The following is an 18,709-nucleotide window of genomic DNA, read 5'->3' as shown; positions in this document are numbered from 1 at the left end:
GAGCCATACGTTCGCGAAGCGTCGGGCGGCCGCCCGAGCCGGGCGGCCGCCCTTCGCCTACGCCAGTCGTTCGAGCTGCGCCGTGATGCGCGCGATGTCGGCCTCGGCGGTCGCCTTGCGCGCCTTGATCTTGTCGACCACGGCATCGGGCGCCTTCGCCAGGAACGCCTCGTTGCCGAGCTTCCCGGTCGTCCCGGCCAGCTCCTTCTCAGCGGCCTTGAGGGCCTTGTCGAGACGGGCCCGCTCGGCCGCGACGTCGATCGTCCCCGACGTGTCGAGCGCGACCGTGACCTGGCCGGACACCGCCAGCTCGGCGGTCGGCGCGAAACCCTCGGGCTCGGCGTCGAGCTTCACGAAGGAGCGGATGAGCCATTCCTGGTCGCCCAGTCCCGCCGCGTCGAGGCCGGTGATGCGCGCGGCCACCCGCTGGTTGGGCTTGACGCCCTGGTCCGAGCGGAAGCGGCGCACCTCGACGACCACGTGCTGCATCGCGGCCACGAGCCGTTCGGCCTCCTCGTCCGCACCGGACGGGGTGGGCCAGGCGGCCACGGTCAGCGAGTCGCCCTGCTCCTCAGTGCCGGTCAGCGTCAGCCACAGCTCCTCCGTGACGAACGGGATCACCGGGTGCAGCAGGCGCAGCAGCTGGTCGAAGACGTGGCCGAGCACCCGGCGGGTGTCCTCGGCGGCCTGGCCGCCCGCGGCCAGCACCGGCTTCGTCAGCTCCAGGTACACGTCGAACACGTCGTCCCACGCGAAGTGGTAGAGCACGTCCATCGCCTTCGCGAACTCGTACTGCTCCAGGTGGGCGTCCACCGTGGCGACGGTGCCCGACAGGCGCGAGAGGACCCACCGGTCGATGAGCGACAGGTCCGAGGGCAGGTCGCCCTCCACCGTGGCGCCGCTCATGAGCGCGAAGCGGGTGCCGTTCCACAGCTTGTTGCAGAAGTTCCTCGCGACCTCGGCCAGCTCGATCGAGGCGATGCCGTCCGCACCCGGGTTGGCCTCGCGCGCCAGCATGAACCGCAGCGCGTCAGCCCCGTACTTGTCGACCACCTCGAGCGGGTCGATGCCGTTGCCCAGGGTCTTCGACATCTTGACCCCGTTCTTGTCCCGGAGCAGGCCGTGCAGGACCACCTCGGCGAACGGGGCCTTGCCCATGGCATAGGTCCCGAACATCATCATCCGCACCACCCAGAAGAAGATGATGTCCCAGCCGGTGATGAGCGCGGCCGTCGGATAGAACTTGTCGAGCGCAGGAGTCTCCTCCGGCCAGCCGAACGTCGAGAACGGCCACAGCCCCGAGGAGAACCAGGTGTCGAGCACGTCCGGGTCCTGCGTGTAGCCCTCAGGAGCGGTCTCGCCCGGGCCCACGCAGATCTCTTCCCCGTTGGGGCCGTACCAGATCGGGATGCGGTGGCCCCACCACAGCTGGCGCGAGATGCACCAGTCGAGCAGGTTGTCCACCCACGAGAAGTAGCGCTTCTCCATCTCGGGCGGGTAGATCTTCGTCTCGCCGTTGCGCACCGCGTCCCCGGCCAGCTTCGCCAGGCGCTCCACCTTCACGAACCACTGGAGCGACAGGCGCGGCTCCACCGTGGTGTCGCAGCGTTCGCAGTGGCCGACGGCGTGCATGTACGGGCGCTTCTCGGTCACGATCCGGCCCTCGGCCCGCAGCGCGGCGGCGATCGCCGAACGCGCCTCGAACCGGTCGAGCCCCTGGAACGGGCCGTGCGCGGTGATCACGCCGCGCTCGTCCATGATGAGGATCGACTCCAGGTCGTGGCGCTGGCCGATCGCGAAGTCGTTCGGGTCGTGCGCCGGGGTCACCTTCACCGCGCCGGTCCCGAACTCGGGGTCGACGTGCGCGTCGGCCACGATCGGGATGCGGCGGCCGGTGAACGGGACCTCCACGGTGGTGCCGAGCATGTGGCGGTAGCGCTCGTCGTCGGGGTGGACGGCCACGGCGGTGTCGCCGAGCATCGTCTCGAGCCGGGTCGTGGCGACCACGATCGACTCGTCACCCTCCCCGTAGCGCATCGACACGAGCTCGCCCGCGTCGTCCTGGTGCTCCACCTCGGCGTCGGAGAGCGCGGTCATGCAGCGCGGGCACCAGTTGATGATGCGCTCGGCGCGGTAGATCATGCCGTCGTCGTACATGCGCTTGAACATCGTCTGCACGGCGTTCGACAGGCCCTCGTCGAGGGTGAACCGCTCGCGGTCCCAGTCGACGCCGTCGCCGATCTTCTTCATCTGCGAGGTGATGCGCTCGTGGTAGGTGTCCTTCCACTCCCACGCCTTCGCCACGAACGCCTCGCGGCCCAGGTCGTGCCGCGACAGGCCCTCCTTGTCGGCGAGCTGGCGCTCCACCACGTTCTGGGTCGAGATCCCGGCGTGGTCGGTGCCCGGCAGGAACAGGGCCTCCTTGCCGCGCATGCGCTCGCGGCGCACCATCCAGTCGATGAGGGTGTGGTTGAGCGCGTGCCCGAGGTGCAGCTGGCCGGTCACGTTCGGCGGCGGGATCACGATCGCGTAGGGGTCGCGGTCCGAGTCGTCGGAAGCCTTGAAGCGACCGTCGGCTACCCACTTCTCGTAGCGACGCGCCTCTACCTCTACGGGCGCGTACGTCTTCGGGAGATGGGTTTCCAGGTCCGGTGTCTGCTTCGCTTCGTCTGTCACCAGTCCAGTGTATGTAGCGCGGATGGCGGGACGCGAAGCGGTTTACGTGGTGTCGCCCAGCACCCTCCGGGCCGCGCTCGCCACATCCGTTTCACCGTTCGCGACCTGTTCGGCGAGCGCCTCGCTCACCGTGTACCGGCGCCGGAGCTCGGCGTCCACGCGGGCGCGGATCTCGGCGGCCGCGCGGCGGCGGCGGTGGACGGCGAGGTGGTCGCCGCCCGCGAGCCAGTCGCGGTGCTTGGTGATGGCGGCCACGAGGTCGTCGATGCCCTTCGCTTCGGAGGCGACGGTGCTGCAGATCGGCTGGCGCCATTCGCCCGGTTCGCGGCGGACGAGGCTCATGAGGGCGCGGAGGTCGCGCACGGTGCCGTCGGCGCCGGGCCGGTCGGCCTTGTTCACCACGTAGACGTCGGCGATCTCCACGACCCCGGCCTTGACGGCCTGGATGCCGTCGCCCATGCCGGGGGCGAGCAGGAGCAGCGTGGTGTCGGCGAGGGACGCGATCTCGACCTCGGCCTGGCCGACGCCGACGGTCTCGACGATGACCACGTCGAAGCCGATGCCCTCGAGGAGCCGCACGGCCGCGCCGGTGGTGGCGGCGAGGCCGCCGAGGTGGCCGCGGGTGGCGATGGAGCGGATGTAGACGCCCGGGTCGAGGGCGTGGTCGGCCATGCGCACCCGGTCGCCGAGGATCGCGCCGCCGCTGAACGGGCTCGAGGGGTCCACGGCGAGCACGCCGACGCGAAGACCCGCCTCGCGCCAGGCGGCGATCAGCGCGGAGACGAGCGTGGACTTGCCGACGCCGGGCGAGCCGGTGACGCCGACGATCGTGGCGTCGCCGCCTTTGACGAGGCGCGCGATCTCCGGGGCGTCGGCGGTGCCGTTCTCGACGGCGGTGATGAGGCGGGCGGTGGCCCGGCGGTCTCCCGCCCGGGCCGCCGCCACCAGGTCGGCGACTGGCATCAAGCTCCCTTGAGGACGATCGCGTCGCCTTGGCCGCCACCGCCGCAGAGACCGGCCGCACCCAGCCGGCCGGGGCCGAGCTGGCGGGCGAGGGTCTGCGCGAGGCGCGCTCCGGAGGCCCCGATCGGGTGCCCGAGCGCGATCGCGCCGCCGTCGGGGTTGACCTTCTCCAGGTCGACGCCCAGCGACTCGGCCGAGGCCAGGACGACCGCGGCGAACGCCTCGTTCATCTCGACCACGTCGAGGTCGGCGGCCGCGACGCCGGCCGTCGCGAGGGCCTTGGCGATCGCGTTGGCGGGCTGGTCGAGCAGCGAGTTGTCGGGCCCGGCCACGGTGGCGTACGCGAGGATCTCGGCGGTCCAGGCCCAGCCGTTCGCCACGGCGGTGGACTTCTTGGTCAGGACGAGCGCAGAGGCGCCGTCGGAGATCTGCGAGGCCGTGGCGGCGGTGATGGTGCCGTTCTCGGTGAAGGCCGGGCGCAGCTGGCCCAGGCCCGCGGCGGTCGACTCGGGCCTGACGCCCTCGTCGGCGTCCACCAGGCCCTTGCGGGTCTCGACCGAGGTGATCTCCTCGGCGAGGCGCTCGGCGGCCTTGGCGGCCCGCTGGTGCGAGTAGGCGGCGAAGGCGTCCTGGTCCTCGCGGGTGATCGAGCGGCCCTTGAGGTGGCGCTCGGTGGACTCGCCCATGGAGATGCCGTCGTAGGCGTCGGTGAGGCCGTCGTGGGCCAGGTGGTCGAGGAGCACCGCCCCGCCGTACTTGAAGCCGCGGCGCGAGCCCGGCAGCAGGTGCGGCGCGCGGCTCATCGACTCCATGCCCCCCGCGACGATCACGTCGGCGGCGCCGCCGCGCAGGAGCTGGTCGGCCAGGCCCACGGCGGTGAGCCCCGAGAGGCAGACCTTGTTGACCGAGAGCGACGGGATGCTCATGGGCAGCCCGGCCGCGACGGCGGCCTGGCGGGCGGGGTTCTGGCCGCATCCGGCCGGCAGGACCTGCCCGAGGATCACCTGGTCGACCCGTTCGGGGGCGACGCCGGCCCGCTCGAGCGCTGCTCTGATGGCAGTCCCGGCCAGATCCGTGGCGGGGATGTCGGCGAGCGCGCCGTTGAAGCGCCCGATGGGTGTCCGGGCACTGGCGAGGATGACGGTGTTGTCGTCGTTCATGGAGACCTCCGTTGGTCGATACCCTCGATGGTATGACGTTCACTGAGGGAATCGGCTTGCGGCGCATCGATCACGTCGGGATCGCGGTCCCGGACCTGGCGGGAGCCCTGGATTGGTACGTCGGGGCGCTCGGCGGCACCGAGGTGCACCGCGAGGTGAACGAGGCGCAGGGCGTGGTCGAGGCGATGGTCGCGTGGCCGGAGGGCGGGGCGCAGGTGCAGCTGCTCGCGCCGCTCCGGGAGGCCTCGCCGATCGCGAAGTTCATCGGCTCGAAGGGGCCGGGGCTGCAGCAGCTGGCGTTCACCGTGGAGGACGTCGAGGCGGCGGCGGCCGCGCTGCGGGAGCGGGGCTGCCGGCTGCTGTACGACGAAGCGCGCCAAGGCACTGCAGGCTCCAAGATCAACTTCGTGCACCCGAAGGACGCCGGGGGCGTCCTCATCGAACTCGTCGAACCCGCATAGGGCCCTTGCAGGTCCGCTGCCGGAGCGCGACGGCTCCGGCACGGTCGCTGTCGGAGCTGTGCCCGTTTCCGGCTCGCAGGCTTCGCCGGACGACGCCATTCGGGTGACACCTGGAGGACACCGAAACTTCACCGTGCACGAGTTCCGTGTCGTTTCAAGGATTTCGCCCGTTTTGCGGCTAGTGTTGCGGGTGGTTCGCCCCTCATAAACCCCTGACCTTGCTGTCGACATTCGCGGTCGCGTCTGCGAGTATTGGTCCATGTCGCAGCAGCCCTCCAGCAGTACCTTTTTCGACAACGACCAATCGGTGCCGGAGTTCCCCGTCCAGTTGCGGGGTTACGACCGTCACCAGGTGGATGAGTTCATCTCGAAGAACCTCGGCAAGCTGAAGCAGACCGAGTCGCAGCGGACCGAGGCCGAGCAGCGGATGACGGACGCCCAGCGTCGTCTGCGCCAGGCTGAGCAGCGCATCCAGGGTCTCGAGCAGCGTCTCGCCGAGCAGCAGAAGCAGCTCGAGGAGAACACCCGCCCGACGCTCTCCGGACTCGGCACCCGGGTCGAGCAGATCCTGCGGCTGGCCGAGGAGCAGGCCAACGAGCACCGCGCCGAGGCGAAGCGCGAGACCGAGGGCATCCTCTCGGCCGCCCGCCTCGAGTCCCGCGAGATCACCGACGCCGCCCGCGGCGAGGCCGGCTCCCTGAAGCAGAACGCCGAGCGCGAGGCCAACACCCTGCGCACCCAGGTCGAGCGCGAGGTCGCGGAGCTGCGGACCAACGCCCGCCGGGAATGCGAGACCCTCCGCGCCGACGCCGAGCGCGAGACCAAGCAGCTGCGCACCGCCACCGGTCACGAAGTGGCCGAGCTCAAGGCGTCCGTCGAGCGCGAGGTCGCGACCCTCCGTGCCACGGCCGACCGCGAGATCACCCAGCTGCGCGCCAAGGCCGCCCGCGAGGCGGAGGAGAAGCGCGCCGAGGCCGCGAAGCTCTTCGCCGAGGCGAAGGAGAAGCGCGACAAGGACCTCCAGGCCCTCGACCTCGAACTCGCCGAGCGCAAGGAGAAGGCCGAGCGCGAGGAGTCCGACCGCCACACCCGCGCGGTCGCCGAGACCCAGAAGCTCGTCTCCGACGCCGAGAACCGCGCCCGCGACGCCGAAGAGCGCGCGAAGGCCGCGGAGACCCGCGGCGAGGAGAAGCGCTCCGAGGCCGACAACTACGCGCAGGAGACCACCAGCAAGGCCAAGAAGGACGCGCAGAAGCTCGTCTCCGACGCCAAGTCCGAGGCCGAGCGCCTGCTGGCCGACGCCAAGTCGGACGCCGAGCGCGTCACGACCGACGCCGAGACCAAGGTGGCCGAGCTCACCGCCAAGCGGGACCAGGTGCAGGAGACCCTGCGCAATCTCAGCGGTCTGGTCAGCGGCGCCCTCGGCGGCGCCCTTGGGCAGCAGGGCGACGACAAGTAGAAAAACAGGACGACAAGTAAACCTGGCGAATCCGCGTTACCGTCAAAGTCTGCGACAGTGAACAATGATCGCAGGCGTAGGTCGACGGTGGAGGAACCACAGCTTCGGCCGCGTCCCGTCACATCCGGTCCCTTGCCGGTAGTGGCGGGACGCGGCTTACGTGAGGATGAGGGTATGGCGCGTGAAGACAGACTGGACGACTCGGAACTGCTGACCGGATTCAACGAGGGTGGACCCGTCGAGTACGAGTTCGAGACCGCCTTGCGCGGATACGACAAGGGACAGGTCAAGCGGTTCCTGCAGCAGATGCAGCTCCAGATGGACACCCTCGCAGGTGAACGGGCCGAGGCGGTCGCGCAGATCGACCGGCTGGTGATCCAGATCCAGCAGCTGCAGGCCCAGATCCAGGAGCTCAGGCGGCGCAGTGCGGCCGGCGACAAGGCCTCGTACCGGCACCTGGGCGTGCGCATCGAGCACATGCTGACCCTCGCGGAGGAGCAGGCCGAGGAGATCAAGGCCAACGCCCACGCGCAGACCCAGCACCTGCACCATCGCGCCGACAACCGCCTCCGCGAGGCCGAAGCCCAGATCGAGCAGGCGCGCAAGGATTTCGAGACCACGTTGAAGGCCCGTCGGGCCGCCGCCGAGAAGGCCGAGGCCGACCGGCGCGCGATCATCGACGCCGAGATCAACAAGCGGGCCCGCGAAGCGCAGGCCATGGTGGATCAGGCGAAGGAGCGGGCCGCCGCCCTCGTGGCCGAGGCCGAGCAGGACGCCGAGAACAAGCGCGCCGCGGCTGACGAGCAGACCCGGCAGCTGGTCGCTCACGTGGAGCGCCTCCGGGCCGAGGCGCAGCAGCTCAAGGACGAGGCCGCCCTCGCGTCCGAGCAGGCGATCGCCGAGGCGCGCGAGAAGGCCGAGCGGATCACCGCCGAAGCCGAGGCCGAGGCCGAGCGCAAGCGCGCCGAGCACGAGGCCGAACTGCGAGACCTGCGGACCGAGGCCGTCGAGAACCTCGAGAAGTTCAAGCAGGAGACCGAGACGTTCGCGCAGACCGTGCGCACCGAGGCGGAGAACGAGGCCACCCGCGTGCGGGCCGAGGCCGCCGACAACGCGACCCAGACGCGCACCGAAGCCGCCGACGAGGCCAAGCGGCTCCGCCTGGACGCCCAGCGGCGTCTCGAGGAGGCCGAGGCCGAGGCGCAGCGGCTCACGTCCGAGACGGACGCGCAGGTCGCCAAGCTCACCGCCAAGGCCGAGGAGGCCGCCCGCCTGGAGCGGGAGGCCGCCGAGGCGAGCGCGCTGCGGCTGGCCGAGGAGACCGAGCGCGAGACCCAGCGCTTGCGCGAGGAGGCGGCCGACGCCTCCCGCAATGAGCGCGAAGCCGCCGAGATCGCGGCCCGCAAGCTGAGCGAGGAGACCGCCGCCGAGACGCAGCGGCTGCGCGAGCAGGCCGCCGCCGAAGCCGAGCGGATCACCGCAGAGGCCGCCGAGGAGGCCGCGAAGCTGCGCGAGAACGCCGACCGGGCGAAGGTCGAGACCGAGGCCGAGGTGGAGCGCGCCCGCGCCCAGCTGGCCGAGATCGAGGCCGAGCGCGAGCGGCTGCTCGCCGACGCGAGGGCCGAGGCCGCCCGGATCCTCGAACAGGCCGGCCTGGAGGCCGAGCAGGTCAAGTCCGAGCGCGACCAGTACGTGACCGAGGCCGAGAAGAAGGCCGAGAACGCGAAGCGCCGCGCCGAGGAGCTCTCGAAGACCGCCAAGCAGACCGCGCGGCGCGACTCCGAGGCGATCCTCGCGACGGCTCGCGCGCAGGCGAAGAAGCTCATCGAAGAGGCCCGCGCGGGCCGCGGCGAGGAGCCCGCGAAGGCCGGCGAGCCGGACGCGAAGGAGGCGTCCGCGACGGACGCGGCCGTCAACAAGCCGACCACCGGCCGCAAGCGACCCGCGGGCGGCGGCAAGCAGACCAGCGACGCTGCGGAGAAGGTCTCGTTCTCCTAAGAACGCAGATGTGAACGGCCCCCGGTGCGGAGATTCGCACCGGGGGCCGTTCACGCTGAGGCCGCAAGGCGGATTGCAGGGCCCGGTGCGGATCTCCGCACCAGGCCCTTCGCGTATCCGCTGCTTGAAAGGTTCGTGCGGCCGAACGGTCGACACGAAAGGGCGACACGGCGACCGTCGGCCCTCGTTCGTGTCGTACCCGCGGGGGACGCTGGCCCTGCGGTCGCTTCCCCTCCAGTGGTGGGTGGGGGCTTGCGGACGGGCGGTCATGCGAAAGGCCCGCAGCGCTTTCGCGCCGCGGGCCCTGTGTCACTACCGGTGGCCGACTACGAGATCGGCTTGTCGTCAGTGGTCGCGCTGAGCGTTCCGGCCCTGGTGGGCTCCTTGTCGATGCCCTCCTTGGCCTTGGCCTTGGCGCCGCCCGAACCGCCGGGCGTGGTGCCGACGATCGGCGGCATCAGGCCGCCGCCGGTGGCGCGCTTCTTGTTCCACACGTCGAACAGGACCGCGGCGAGGACGACCAGGCCCAGGATGATCTGGACCGTGTCGGTCGCGATGCCGAGGACCTGCATGCCCTGGCGCAGGACACCCATCACGAGACCACCGATGACCGCACCGATGATGGTGCCGACGCCGCCGGTGACCGAGGCGCCACCGATGAACGAGGCCGCGATGGCGTCGAGCTCGAACGCGTTGCCCGCGCCAGGCGTCGCCGCGTGCAGGCGGGCGGTCACGATGACGCCCGCGAGGCCGGACAGCGCACCCATGATCACGAAGACCCAGAAGGTGGTCTGCTTGACCTTGACGCCCGAGAGCATCGCGGCCTTCTCGTTGCCGCCGCCCGCGTAGACGTGGCGGCCGAACACGGTGCGGTTCGCGATGAACGTGAACAGCAGGACCAGGCCCAGCAGGATCCAGCCGATGATCGGCAGGCCCTTGTAGGAGTAGAACGTGTACGCGGCGGCGAGCATGACGGCGGCGATCGCCGCGGTCTTGATCAGCCACGTCGTCTGGGAGGACGCGGCGATGCCGGCCTTCACCTGGCGGGTGCGGCTGCGCACCGAGAAGAACACGAACAGGGCCGCGCCGGCGATGCCCACCACGAGGGTCGGCACCCGCAGGTCGACGCCCATGAACTGGTAGCCGGAGGCGAGTTCGTTGAAGGTGCCGGTGGTGCCCTTGGTCTCCGCGTCCAGGACCTTGAGGGTCAGGCCGCGGAAGATGAGCATGCCGGCGAGGGTCACGATGAACGCCGGGATGCGCACGTAGGCGATCCAGAAGCCCTGCCAGACGCCGATCGCGGCGCCCAGGGCCACGGCGAAGAGCACCGCCACGTACCAGGGCCAGTCCCAGTCCGCGAGCGCGGTCGCGGACATGGCGCCGCAGAACGCGAGCACGGAGCCGACCGACAGGTCGATGTGGCCGTTGACGATGACCAGCATCATCCCGATCGCGAGGATCAGGATGTACGAGTTCTGCAGGATCACGTTCGTGATGTTCAGCGGCGTGATGAAGTTTTCGTTCTGCAGGGTCACGTTGAGGGCCTGGAACAGGATCATGATCAGCACCAGGGCGATGATCATGCCGTAGGCGCGCAGGTTGATGTTGCGCACCGCCGAGAGCAGGCTCGGCCGGGTCTTGGTCGGGACGGTGGTCATTGGCGTTGCTCTTCTCCCCCGCTGGCGGTCTCAAGGGTCATGAGACGCATCAGCTCTTCCTGTGTGGCATTGGCCCGGTCGACCTGACCGGTGATGTGGCCGGCGCTCATCGCGTAGATGCGGTCGCACATGCCGAGCAGCTCGGGCAGTTCGGAGGAGATCATGAGAACTCCCTTGCCCTGGTCGACCAGCTTGTGGATCAGCTCGTAGATCTCGTACTTGGCGCCGACGTCGATGCCTCGCGTCGGCTCGTCGAGGATGAGCAGCTCGGGTTCGGTGAAGACCCACTTCCCGAGCACGACCTTCTGCTGGTTGCCGCCGGAGAGGTTTCCGGCGAGCGAGTAGACCGACGGCGCTTTGACGCCGAACTCGGTGCGCAGCCGCTCGGAGACCGCGTTGACCTTGTCCTGGTCGACGACGCCGCGAGTGGAGAGCCTGTCGAGACCGGGGAGGGTGAAGTTCTCCCGCAGGTCGTATTCGAGGTGCAGGCCGTAGTGCTTGCGGTCCTCGGTGGCGTAGGCCAGCCCGGATTCGATGGCCTCGGGGACGTTGCGCAGGTGCAGGCGCTTTCCGTCCATCGTGGCCTCGCCCGAGATGTTCGAGCCCCAGCTGCGGCCGAAGACGCTCATCGCGAACTCGGTGCGGCCGGCGCCCATGAGGCCGGCGAGGCCGACGATCTCGCCGCGGGCGACGTTGATCGAGGCCTTGTTGACCATGACCCGGTCGCGCTGCTCCGGGTGGTGCACGGACCAGTCGTTGATCTCGAAGAAGACCTTGCCGATCTTCGGTTCGTGCGGCGGATACAGGTGCTCGAGGTCGCGGCCGACCATGGACTTGATGAGCCGGTCCTCGGTGACGGCGTCGGCCTCGGTGTCCAGCGTCTCGATCGACTGGCCGTCGCGCAGCACGGTGATCCGGTCGGCCACCGACAGGACCTCCCCCAGCTTGTGGGAGATGATGATGCTGGTGACGCCTTCCTCGCGGAGCTGGCGGAGCAGTTCCAGGAGGTTCTCGGAGTCGGAGTCGTTGAGCGCGGCGGTCGGCTCGTCCAGGATCAGGAGTTTGACGTCCTTGGACAGGGCCTTGGCGATCTCGACGAGCTGCTGCTTGCCGACGCCGATCTTCTCGACCAGCGTGGCCGGGTTGTCGTGGAGGCCGACCTTCTGCATGAGGCGGGCGGCCTCGGCGTTGGTGCGGTCCCAGGAGATGACCCCGCCGCGCTTGCGCTCGTTGCCGAGGAAGATGTTCTCGGCGATCGAGAGCTCCCCGACGAGTGCGAGCTCCTGGTGGATGATGACGACGCCGGCGGCTTCGGAGTCGCGGATGTTCTTGAACTGGGCGGGCTGGCCGTCGAACTCGATCTCGCCGTCGAAGTCGCCGTAGGCGTAGACGCCCGACAGGACCTTCATCAGCGTCGACTTGCCGGCGCCGTTCTCGCCGACGAGTGCGTGGATCGTGGCCCGCTTGACCCCCAACGCGACCCCGGACAGTGCGAGCACGCCCGGGAAACGCTTGGTGATCCCCCGCATTCGGAGGATGTCTTCAGACATTGTTCGTCCTATGTGGAAGATTGGACTGCTCTGGGGAGAGGTTCAGGGACGCCCATGGCGGGCAGGGCGTCCCTGAGAGAAGGGTCTTGCGGCGACCGATTAGGCCAGGTCCTTGGCGTCGATGTAGCCGGAGTCGACGACGACTTCCTGATAGTTGTTCACGTCCACGCTGACCGGCTCGAGCAGGTGGGCCGGGACGACCTTGACGCCGTTGTCGTACGTCTCGGTGTCGTTGACATCGGGCTTTTCGCCGGCGAGGACCGCGACGACCATGTCGACCGTGGTCGAGGCCAGCTCGCGGGTGTCCTTGTAGACGGTCATCGACTGCAGGCCGTCGATGATGTACTTCACCGATTCGACCTCGGCGTCCTGGCCGGTGATGACGGGCATCGCGGTGTAGCCGCCACCCTGGAGGGACGCGACGATGCCGCGGCTGATGCCGTCGTACGGCGCGAGGACCGCGTCGACCTTGGAGCCGTCGTTGTAGAAGTTGGACAGGATGTTGTCCATGCGCTCCTGCGCGACGGCGCCGTCCCAGTTCTCGGTGGCGATCTGCTCGAGCGTGGTCTGGCCCGACTTCACGACGAGCTGGCCGCCGGTGACGTAGGGCTCCAGGACGTCCCAGGCGCCGTTGAAGAAGTACTGGGTGTTGTTATCGGTCAACGCCCCGGCGAAAAGCTCGAGGTTGAACGGACCGGCCTGGTTGGCCAGGTCGAGCGCCTCGACGATGTAGGTGCCCTGCAGGGTACCGACCTTGGTGTTGTCGAACGACGCGTAGTAGTCGACGTCCGGCGTGTCCAGGATGAGGCGGTCGTAGGCGATGACCGTGATGTCCTGGCCCTTGGCCTGGGCGAGGACGCCGCTCAGGGACTTGTTGTCGATCGCGGCGATGACCAGCACGTCCACGTTCTGGCCGACCATGGTCTCGATCTGGCTGACCTGGTCGGCGGCCACGTCGTTCGCGTACTGGAGGGTGACTTCGTAGCCCTCGCCCTCGAACGATTCCTTCAGGTTGTTGCCGTCCAGGATCCAGCGCTCGGAGGTCTTCGTGGGCATCGCGATGCCGACCTTCTTGCCGCCCGAGCCGTCGCCGCCGCCGTCTTCAGACGCGCAGGCGGAGGCAACCATGGCGACTGCGGCCGCGCCGATGGTGCCGGTCATCAAGTGACGTCGATTGACGTTCATTAGTACTCCTTCGTACCGGGCGGTTTCGGTGCATGACCTACGTCGCCCTGGGGTCAAGACGGAATCGATAGTTCAACGTTTTTCCACAACCGTCAACAGCGGATGCGTCTCGTGTCCGAATCGTTGCTTTCCAACCTCGACGAATTCCGACACTTCGCTCCCTCGTGGCACATCGAACTCGTGATGTCTCAATGAGAATAACCGTCTGTATCGATCTCCTCACCCGATCGTGCCACATCCCTACGGCCGACTGCCACTCGACCATTCGGATGGGTTAGCCTCACATTTAGTGCCAAATCACGACACCGAACAGCTGACCCCCCGGAGGAGGTGAGGATGTCGTCCACCCAGACCGTCGGACCCGCCGCCGTGCACCGTTTACTGCACCGGGACGCGGTGTGCAGCGTCTTCAGCGGCACCGTCGCGACAGGCCCCACCGAACTGCTGTGCGTCACCGTCGCCCATGAGCGGGTCGACGGCTCCCGACGCGAGGTGTTCCTCGAATGGGCCGCGAAGCTCACGGGCCTCCCCGCCCACCCCCACCTGTCCCCCTGCACCGCCGTCGGGCTCACCGAGAACGGCCGCCCCTACCTGGCCGTAGGCACCGCCCGCCGCAGCCTCGCCGACCTCCTCGCCGAGCAGGGGCCCATGCCCCCTGGGCAGGTGCGCGCCCTCGGCGTGGCCCTGAGCGACGCCGTCGCCGTCTACCACCGCGCCGGCCTCATCCACGGCGCCATCCAGCCCTCCCACATCCTCGTCGGCGCCGGCCACCACCTCCAGCTCACCGCATACGACGTCACCGCCCCCGTCCTGGCGGCCCCCCTCCCCCCCACCCCCTACACCGCCCCTGAGCACCTCGACGCCGCCGTCGCGGGAGAGGTGGCGGCCAGCCCCTCCGGAGACGTCTACGCCCTCGCCACGGCCCTCTACGCCGCTCTTGGGGGAAGGCTCCCATGGGTCCGACACGCCCGCGAGGACGCCGCCGACCCGCTCCTGCGCGCCGCCCCCGTGCCGCACATCCCCGGCGTGGACGCCGAACTCACCGACATGATCGGCGCGGCCCTCAGCCCCGACCCCCGCCGCCGGCCAACCGCCGACGCCTTCCGCGAACAGCTCACCCGCCTCTCACTCTCGAACCCCAAAGCCCAGGGCCTGCGGCCCGACACCGTCGCCACCGGGCTCCTCCCCCGGCGCGGCCTGCGCCCCGTCACCGTCGCGGTCTCCACCGAACTCGCGCCCTACCGACCCGGCCGCGAACGCGTCGGCCTGCGCCCGAGACTGCGGTCGATCGCCACGGCCACCGCCGGAGTCGCGCTCACGGGAGCGCTGCTCGGCGGCGCCGCGCTGGCGACCTACGCCGCGACCAACCCCGAGAGCAGCGGCGCCGTCTGCTCCGACCCGGCCGTGCTCGGCGGACGCATCGACGAGCAGTTGGAAGACGGCCGGATCATCGACAGCTGGTGCGCCGAAGAAGGCGACTACGTGGCCGCCACCGTCGACTACCCGGGCGGCTCCGGCGGCGACGGCGAAGGCGCGATCCAGCGCAAGGTGTGGCGCATCGAAGGCGAGAACCTCGTCGCCGTCACCGACTGCGCCGACGCGGCCATGCCCGCCGCGATCGCCGACTTCCTCGAGTGCGCCTGACCGCATCCAGTACGGCGACCGGGGTCAGTTGCGGTTGCGAGTCTGCGGACCACCGACCCTCTTGCATGCCCTTGAGAGCGTGCCCTACCGCGCTCGGGCCGATCCCGGTCGCACCACTGAGGATCGTGCGGCTCCCGATTCGTACCGCCGCCTGCTGCGTTGCCATGTCCGCCTCCTCATCTGCGCCGGCCCTTCCGGCGTGACTCCATGATGGGCGGCCGAACCTGAAGCCAGCCTTAAGCCGCCTGAAGCCGTCTTCAGGAGCCGATGCGAGAGGCCCGGCGGGCTGCTGCGCCGCCGGGCCCTGATCGATTCGTGTGCGGACTCAGTCGCGCTCAGACTTCGGCGAGCCGTGCTCATCGCCTGCCTTCGGCAGGAACCCGCCGAAAGCGGCGACGGACTTGTCGGCGTAGGCGGAGGTGTCGCCGCGCTCCATCGGTCCGTCCCAAGTGGTCGGCAGCGGCGCGTACTCGGGGAGGATGCGGCCCACGATGCGGTCCAAGGCCTCCTCGGCCTTCCCGACCCACAGATGGCTGCCCCTCTCGATCTCCACGACCTCCGCCTGCGGCACCGAGGCGAAGCGCTGCTTCGCCTCCGGGTACTGGAGGTAGTCGTCCTGCTCGGGGACGAGCGCCAGCAGCGGGCGTCCGTCGTCGGCCCATCGCGCCAGATCGTCCTCTTTGGAGTACCGCAGCGGCGGCGAGAGCAGCACCGCGCCTTCGGCTCCCGGCTCCAGTCCGTACTTCAACGTGAGGTCGGTACCGAAGGACCAGCCGACGAGCCACACCCGCGGCAGCTCGGCGAACTCCGCGTACTCGACGGCAGCGGCAACGTCGAAGCGCTCGCCCACGCCGTGGTCGAAGGCGCCCTGGCTCTTGCCCTGCTGGGACTCGGTGCCGCGGGTGTTGAACCGCAGCACCGCCATGTTCGCCAGCGCGGGTAGCCGCCAGGCGGCCTTGCGGAAGATGTGCGAGTCCATCATGCCGCCGTGGGTGGGCAGCGGATGGACGCAGATGAGGGTCGCCTCGGGCTCGCGGTCGGCGGGCAGGGCGAGTTCGCCGACGAGTTCGAGCCCGTCGGCGGTTTCGAGCGTGAGCGCCTCGCGCTTGGCGGGGAGCATGCTCGCGGATCTGATGACAGCCACGCCGGAATTATCCCCACCCGGGCGGCCGGAGCACCACCCGCTGTGTCGCAGCTTGCAGCGAAGGGCGGGACCGTTCGGCCCCGCCCTTCGGCGTCGGTGTCCGGTCGTTCAGCGCCAGCGGCCCGGTTGGCGGCGGCCCCTGGCGTTCCAGCAGCCGGTGTGCCAGTGGCGGCGGTCGTCGCCGTCGCCGTCGTCGGCCCAGGCGACGACGTGCGGTGTGCCCGGTTGGATTTCGAGGTCGCAGCCGGGGCACCGGTAGATCTTCTCGGCGCTGGCGCCGGGGATGCGGCGGACCCGGACGGGCCCGTCCGGGCCGTCGATCAGGCTCGGGTCCTGGGCGCCCGACGTCGGCCGCCGGGGTTCGCTCTGGCGGCGGTTCTTGCGCGGCATGGTTCGGCCTTAAGCGCGGGCGGGGTCGTCTCGCCCGGCGTCGGTCGCCGCGGCGGCCTCCGCCTCGGCGGCTTCGCGCGCGACCCGCTCGTTCAGTCGCCTGACGTGCTTGTTCATCCCCCGGATGAGGAAGATGGTCACGACGACGAGGAAGACGGTCACGAACAGCCCGAGCGGCCCGGCCATCGCCTGGTCGCGCTCCGGCCCGAACTCTTGCTGCGCCAGGATCTCGATCACGGGTCAACCGTATCCCGGGATGCCTAGGACTCCTGCAGCGCCGGAAGCCGCCAGTCGACCGGCTCACCGCCCTGCTCCTTGAGGAGCTCGTTGGCGCGGCTGAAGGGCTTGGAGCCGAAGAAGCCGCGGCGGGCGCTCAGGGGCGAGGGGTGGGCCGATTCGATCGCGGGGATGGAGCCGAGGAGGGGCTTGAGTTCGCGGGCGTTGTTGCCCCAGAGGATGGCGACGGCGGCGCCGCCGCGTTCGCTGAGGGCGCGGACGGCCTGCTCGGTGACCGCTTCCCAGCCTTTGCCCTTGTGCGAGGCGGGCGTGCCGGGGGCGACGCTGAGGGAGCGGTTGAGCAGCAGGACGCCCTGTTCGGCCCAGGGGGTGAGGTCGCCGTTGGCGGGGAGCGGGTAGCCGAGGTCGTCGCGGTACTCGTTGAAGATGTTGACCAGGCTCTTGGGCAGGGGCCGCACGTCGGGGGCGACGGCGAAGGAGAGGCCGATGGCGTGGCCGGGGGTGGGGTAGGGGTCCTGGCCGACGATGATGACCTTGACGTCGTCGAACGGCTGCTGGAAGGCCCGGAGGATGTGCTCGGCGGCGGGCAGGTAGCGGCGTCCCGCGGCCACTTCGGCGCGGAGGAACTCGCCCATCTTGGCGACGTCGTCGGCCACGGGGGCGAGGGCCTTGGCCCAGCCGGGCTCCATCAGTTCTTCAAGCGGTTTCTGCATGACTCAGATGCTAGGTCCCTCCACCGACACGAAATACCCCGCGTCGCGCAGGGCCGCAACGATTTCGGTCGCGTGTTCGGATCCGCGGGTCTCGATCGAGAGGTCCACGGCGACTTCGCCCACGGAGAGGCGCGGGTCGCTGCGCTGGTGGTAGACGTCGACGATGTTGCCGCCGTAGGCGCCCACGAGCTGGAGGATCGAGGCGAGGGCGCCGGGCCGGTCGGGGCAGCGGAGGTTGGCGCGCATGAAGCGGCCGGAGGCGCCGAGGCCGTGTTCGATGAGCCGCATGAGCAGCAGCGGGTCGATGTTGCCGCCGGAGATGACGGCGACGGTGGGGGCCTCGTAGTCCACTGAGTAGTTGAGGAGCGCGGCGTAGGCGGTGGCGCCGGCGGGTTCGACGACGAGCTTGTTGCGTTCGAGGAGGGAGAGGAGGGCGCGGCTGATGTCCTCTTCGGTGACGGTGACGATCTCGTCGACGAGGGCGGCGACGTGCGCGAAGGGGACGTCGCCGGGGCGGCCGACCTTGATGCCGTCGGCGATGGTGTGCATCTTGTCGAGGCGGACGGGCCGTCCGGCGACGAGGGAGTGGGGGTAGGCGGCGGCGCCTTCGGCTTGGACGCCGATGATGCGGATGTCGGGTTTGAGCTGCTTCGCGGCGGCGGCGATGCCGGCGATGAGCCCGCCGCCGCCGACGGAGGTGACGATGGTGCCGGTCTCGGGCAGCTGCTCGAGGATCTCGAGGGCGATGGTGCCCTGTCCGGCGACGACGTCGCGATGGTCGAAGGGGTGGATGAGGGTCGCGCCGGTCTCGGCGGCGAAGCGGTGGGCCGATTCGAGGGCGTCGTCGACGGTGTGCCCGCCGAGGATCACTTCGGCGCCGTATCCCTTGGTGGCGGCCACTTTCGGAAGGGGCGCGGACTCGGGCATGAACACGGTGGAGCGGATGCCGAGCGTTGAGGCGGCGAGGGCGACGCCTTGGGCGTGGTTGCCGGCGGAGGCGGCGACGACGCCGAGGGCGCGTTCGGCCTCAGTCAGGCGGGAGACGCGCATGTAGGCGCCGCGGATCTTGAAGGACCCGGCGCGCTGGAGGTTCTCGCATTTGAGGTAGACGCCGTCGAGGACGGGGTCGCGGGAGGGTTCGAGGGGGGTGCGTCGCACGATCCCGGCGAGTTCGGCCGCCGCGGCGCGGACGTCGTTGAGTGTCACGAGTTGCGTCACGCCTCGATCGTAGTGCCCCGGCGGGCGGGTGCCCGGGACGCCGTTCTCGTGCGGTTCCCGGCGGCCCCCGCAAGGGTCGGAAAGCGGTTACTGTAGACCGATATGCCACCCTTGAACCCGCATGGGCGATCGGCCAATTCATTGAAACCGCAGGTGGCACCAAGTGTGAAGCGGCGTTCACCGTCTTGTGGACAAGGGTGACCGCCGTTACGCTTCGATTAGCGAAGGCTTAAGCTACGAAGCGTCAATCCTT

At 69.8% G+C, this 18,709-nt stretch carries 15 protein-coding genes; 4 read left to right on the top strand and 11 right to left on the bottom strand.

Annotated features, from left to right (window positions below):
* Positions 1 to 57: 57 nt before the first annotated feature.
* The 3 genes from O1R50_RS05835 to O1R50_RS05825 are packed head-to-tail and all read right to left on the bottom strand — an operon-like array spanning position 58 to position 4,799.
* Complete coding sequence (locus O1R50_RS05835) at positions 58 to 2,676, bottom strand: valine--tRNA ligase (RefSeq protein ID WP_270108965.1); 2,619 nt, start codon at positions 2,674 to 2,676, stop codon at positions 58 to 60.
* Between the two features lie 42 nt (positions 2,677 to 2,718).
* On the bottom strand, positions 2,719 to 3,639 hold the full coding sequence (meaB, locus tag O1R50_RS05830; RefSeq protein ID WP_270108964.1) for a methylmalonyl Co-A mutase-associated GTPase MeaB: 921 nt from the start codon (positions 3,637 to 3,639) through the stop codon (positions 2,719 to 2,721).
* A complete protein-coding gene (locus tag O1R50_RS05825) occupies positions 3,639 to 4,799 on the bottom strand; it encodes an acetyl-CoA C-acyltransferase (protein ID WP_270108963.1) in 1,161 nt (386 codons plus the stop codon). Before O1R50_RS05825 ends, meaB begins: the two co-directional genes overlap by 1 nt.
* A gap of 32 nt (positions 4,800 to 4,831) precedes the next feature.
* Between O1R50_RS05825 and mce the strand changes: the two genes are divergently transcribed.
* The 3 genes from mce to O1R50_RS05810 all read left to right on the top strand — a co-directional run bounded on the left by mce (position 4,832) and on the right by O1R50_RS05810 (position 8,717).
* Positions 4,832 to 5,260, top strand: coding sequence for a methylmalonyl-CoA epimerase (gene mce / locus O1R50_RS05820; protein WP_270108962.1), 429 nt, complete (start codon positions 4,832 to 4,834; stop codon positions 5,258 to 5,260).
* Between the two features lie 259 nt (positions 5,261 to 5,519).
* Positions 5,520 to 6,719 (top strand): coiled-coil domain-containing protein, encoded by a 1,200-nt coding sequence (locus tag O1R50_RS05815; RefSeq protein WP_270108960.1) that lies wholly within the window; start codon positions 5,520 to 5,522, stop codon positions 6,717 to 6,719.
* 174 nt (positions 6,720 to 6,893) lie between these two features.
* The gene (locus O1R50_RS05810; protein ID WP_270108959.1) at positions 6,894 to 8,717 is read left to right on the top strand and encodes a DivIVA domain-containing protein; all 1,824 of its coding nucleotides are present in this window, start codon (positions 6,894 to 6,896) and stop codon (positions 8,715 to 8,717) included.
* Positions 8,718 to 9,043: 326 nt separating this feature from the next.
* Here O1R50_RS05810 and mmsB read toward each other — a convergent pair whose 3' ends face one another.
* The 3 genes from mmsB to chvE all read right to left on the bottom strand — a co-directional run bounded on the left by mmsB (position 9,044) and on the right by chvE (position 13,110).
* Complete coding sequence (gene mmsB / locus O1R50_RS05805; RefSeq protein ID WP_270108958.1) at positions 9,044 to 10,375, bottom strand: multiple monosaccharide ABC transporter permease; 1,332 nt, start codon at positions 10,373 to 10,375, stop codon at positions 9,044 to 9,046.
* On the bottom strand, positions 10,372 to 11,925 hold the full coding sequence (gene mmsA / locus O1R50_RS05800; protein WP_270108957.1) for a multiple monosaccharide ABC transporter ATP-binding protein: 1,554 nt from the start codon (positions 11,923 to 11,925) through the stop codon (positions 10,372 to 10,374). Before mmsA ends, mmsB begins: the two co-directional genes overlap by 4 nt.
* A gap of 99 nt (positions 11,926 to 12,024) precedes the next feature.
* A complete protein-coding gene (chvE, locus tag O1R50_RS05795) occupies positions 12,025 to 13,110 on the bottom strand; it encodes a multiple monosaccharide ABC transporter substrate-binding protein (protein WP_270108956.1) in 1,086 nt (361 codons plus the stop codon).
* Positions 13,111 to 13,446: 336 nt separating this feature from the next.
* Here chvE and O1R50_RS05790 point away from each other — a divergent pair, with 336 nt between their 5' ends.
* Complete coding sequence (locus O1R50_RS05790; protein WP_270108955.1) at positions 13,447 to 14,754, top strand: protein kinase domain-containing protein; 1,308 nt, start codon at positions 13,447 to 13,449, stop codon at positions 14,752 to 14,754.
* A gap of 325 nt (positions 14,755 to 15,079) precedes the next feature.
* Here O1R50_RS05790 and O1R50_RS05785 read toward each other — a convergent pair whose 3' ends face one another.
* Genes O1R50_RS05785 through ilvA form a run of 5 tightly spaced genes read right to left on the bottom strand, consistent with a single transcriptional unit; the run spans position 15,080 to position 18,456 of the window.
* Positions 15,080 to 15,949, bottom strand: a complete 870-nt coding sequence (locus O1R50_RS05785) for an alpha/beta hydrolase (RefSeq protein WP_408612624.1) — start codon at positions 15,947 to 15,949, stop codon at positions 15,080 to 15,082.
* Positions 15,950 to 16,006: 57 nt separating this feature from the next.
* Positions 16,007 to 16,288, bottom strand: coding sequence for a hypothetical protein (locus tag O1R50_RS05780; protein WP_270108953.1), 282 nt, complete (start codon positions 16,286 to 16,288; stop codon positions 16,007 to 16,009).
* Positions 16,289 to 16,297: 9 nt separating this feature from the next.
* Positions 16,298 to 16,525 carry a hypothetical protein gene (locus tag O1R50_RS05775; protein ID WP_205326592.1) on the bottom strand — a complete coding sequence of 76 codons (228 nt, stop codon included), beginning with the start codon at positions 16,523 to 16,525 and terminating at the stop codon, positions 16,298 to 16,300.
* 23 nt (positions 16,526 to 16,548) lie between these two features.
* Complete coding sequence (locus tag O1R50_RS05770; protein ID WP_270108952.1) at positions 16,549 to 17,238, bottom strand: uracil-DNA glycosylase; 690 nt, start codon at positions 17,236 to 17,238, stop codon at positions 16,549 to 16,551.
* Between the two features lie 3 nt (positions 17,239 to 17,241).
* A complete protein-coding gene (ilvA, locus tag O1R50_RS05765) occupies positions 17,242 to 18,456 on the bottom strand; it encodes a threonine ammonia-lyase (protein WP_270108951.1) in 1,215 nt (404 codons plus the stop codon).
* Between the last annotated feature and the right edge of the window lie 253 nt (positions 18,457 to 18,709).

The organism is Glycomyces luteolus (assembly GCF_027622875.1).
Classification (GTDB): Bacteria; Actinomycetota; Actinomycetes; order Mycobacteriales; family Micromonosporaceae; genus Glycomyces; species Glycomyces luteolus.
The sequence above is the reverse complement of the archived record's forward strand: the minus strand, read 5'-3'. Positions and strand labels throughout refer to the sequence as shown.

Coding starts and splice junctions, on each gene's coding strand:
- chvE (WP_270108956.1), bottom strand. CDS start 13,110: ATGAACGTCAATCGACGTCACTTGATGACCGGCACCATCGGCGCGGCC.
- meaB (WP_270108964.1), bottom strand. CDS start 3,639: ATGCCAGTCGCCGACCTGGTGGCGGCGGCCCGGGCGGGAGACCGCCGG.
- O1R50_RS05815 (WP_270108960.1), top strand. CDS start 5,520: ATGTCGCAGCAGCCCTCCAGCAGTACCTTTTTCGACAACGACCAATCG.
- O1R50_RS05790 (WP_270108955.1), top strand. CDS start 13,447: ATGTCGTCCACCCAGACCGTCGGACCCGCCGCCGTGCACCGTTTACTG.
- mmsB (WP_270108958.1), bottom strand. CDS start 10,375: ATGACCACCGTCCCGACCAAGACCCGGCCGAGCCTGCTCTCGGCGGTG.
- mce (WP_270108962.1), top strand. CDS start 4,832: ATGACGTTCACTGAGGGAATCGGCTTGCGGCGCATCGATCACGTCGGG.
- O1R50_RS05780 (WP_270108953.1), bottom strand. CDS start 16,288: ATGCCGCGCAAGAACCGCCGCCAGAGCGAACCCCGGCGGCCGACGTCG.
- mmsA (WP_270108957.1), bottom strand. CDS start 11,925: ATGTCTGAAGACATCCTCCGAATGCGGGGGATCACCAAGCGTTTCCCG.
- O1R50_RS05810 (WP_270108959.1), top strand. CDS start 6,894: ATGGCGCGTGAAGACAGACTGGACGACTCGGAACTGCTGACCGGATTC.
- O1R50_RS05770 (WP_270108952.1), bottom strand. CDS start 17,238: ATGCAGAAACCGCTTGAAGAACTGATGGAGCCCGGCTGGGCCAAGGCC.
- O1R50_RS05825 (WP_270108963.1), bottom strand. CDS start 4,799: ATGAACGACGACAACACCGTCATCCTCGCCAGTGCCCGGACACCCATC.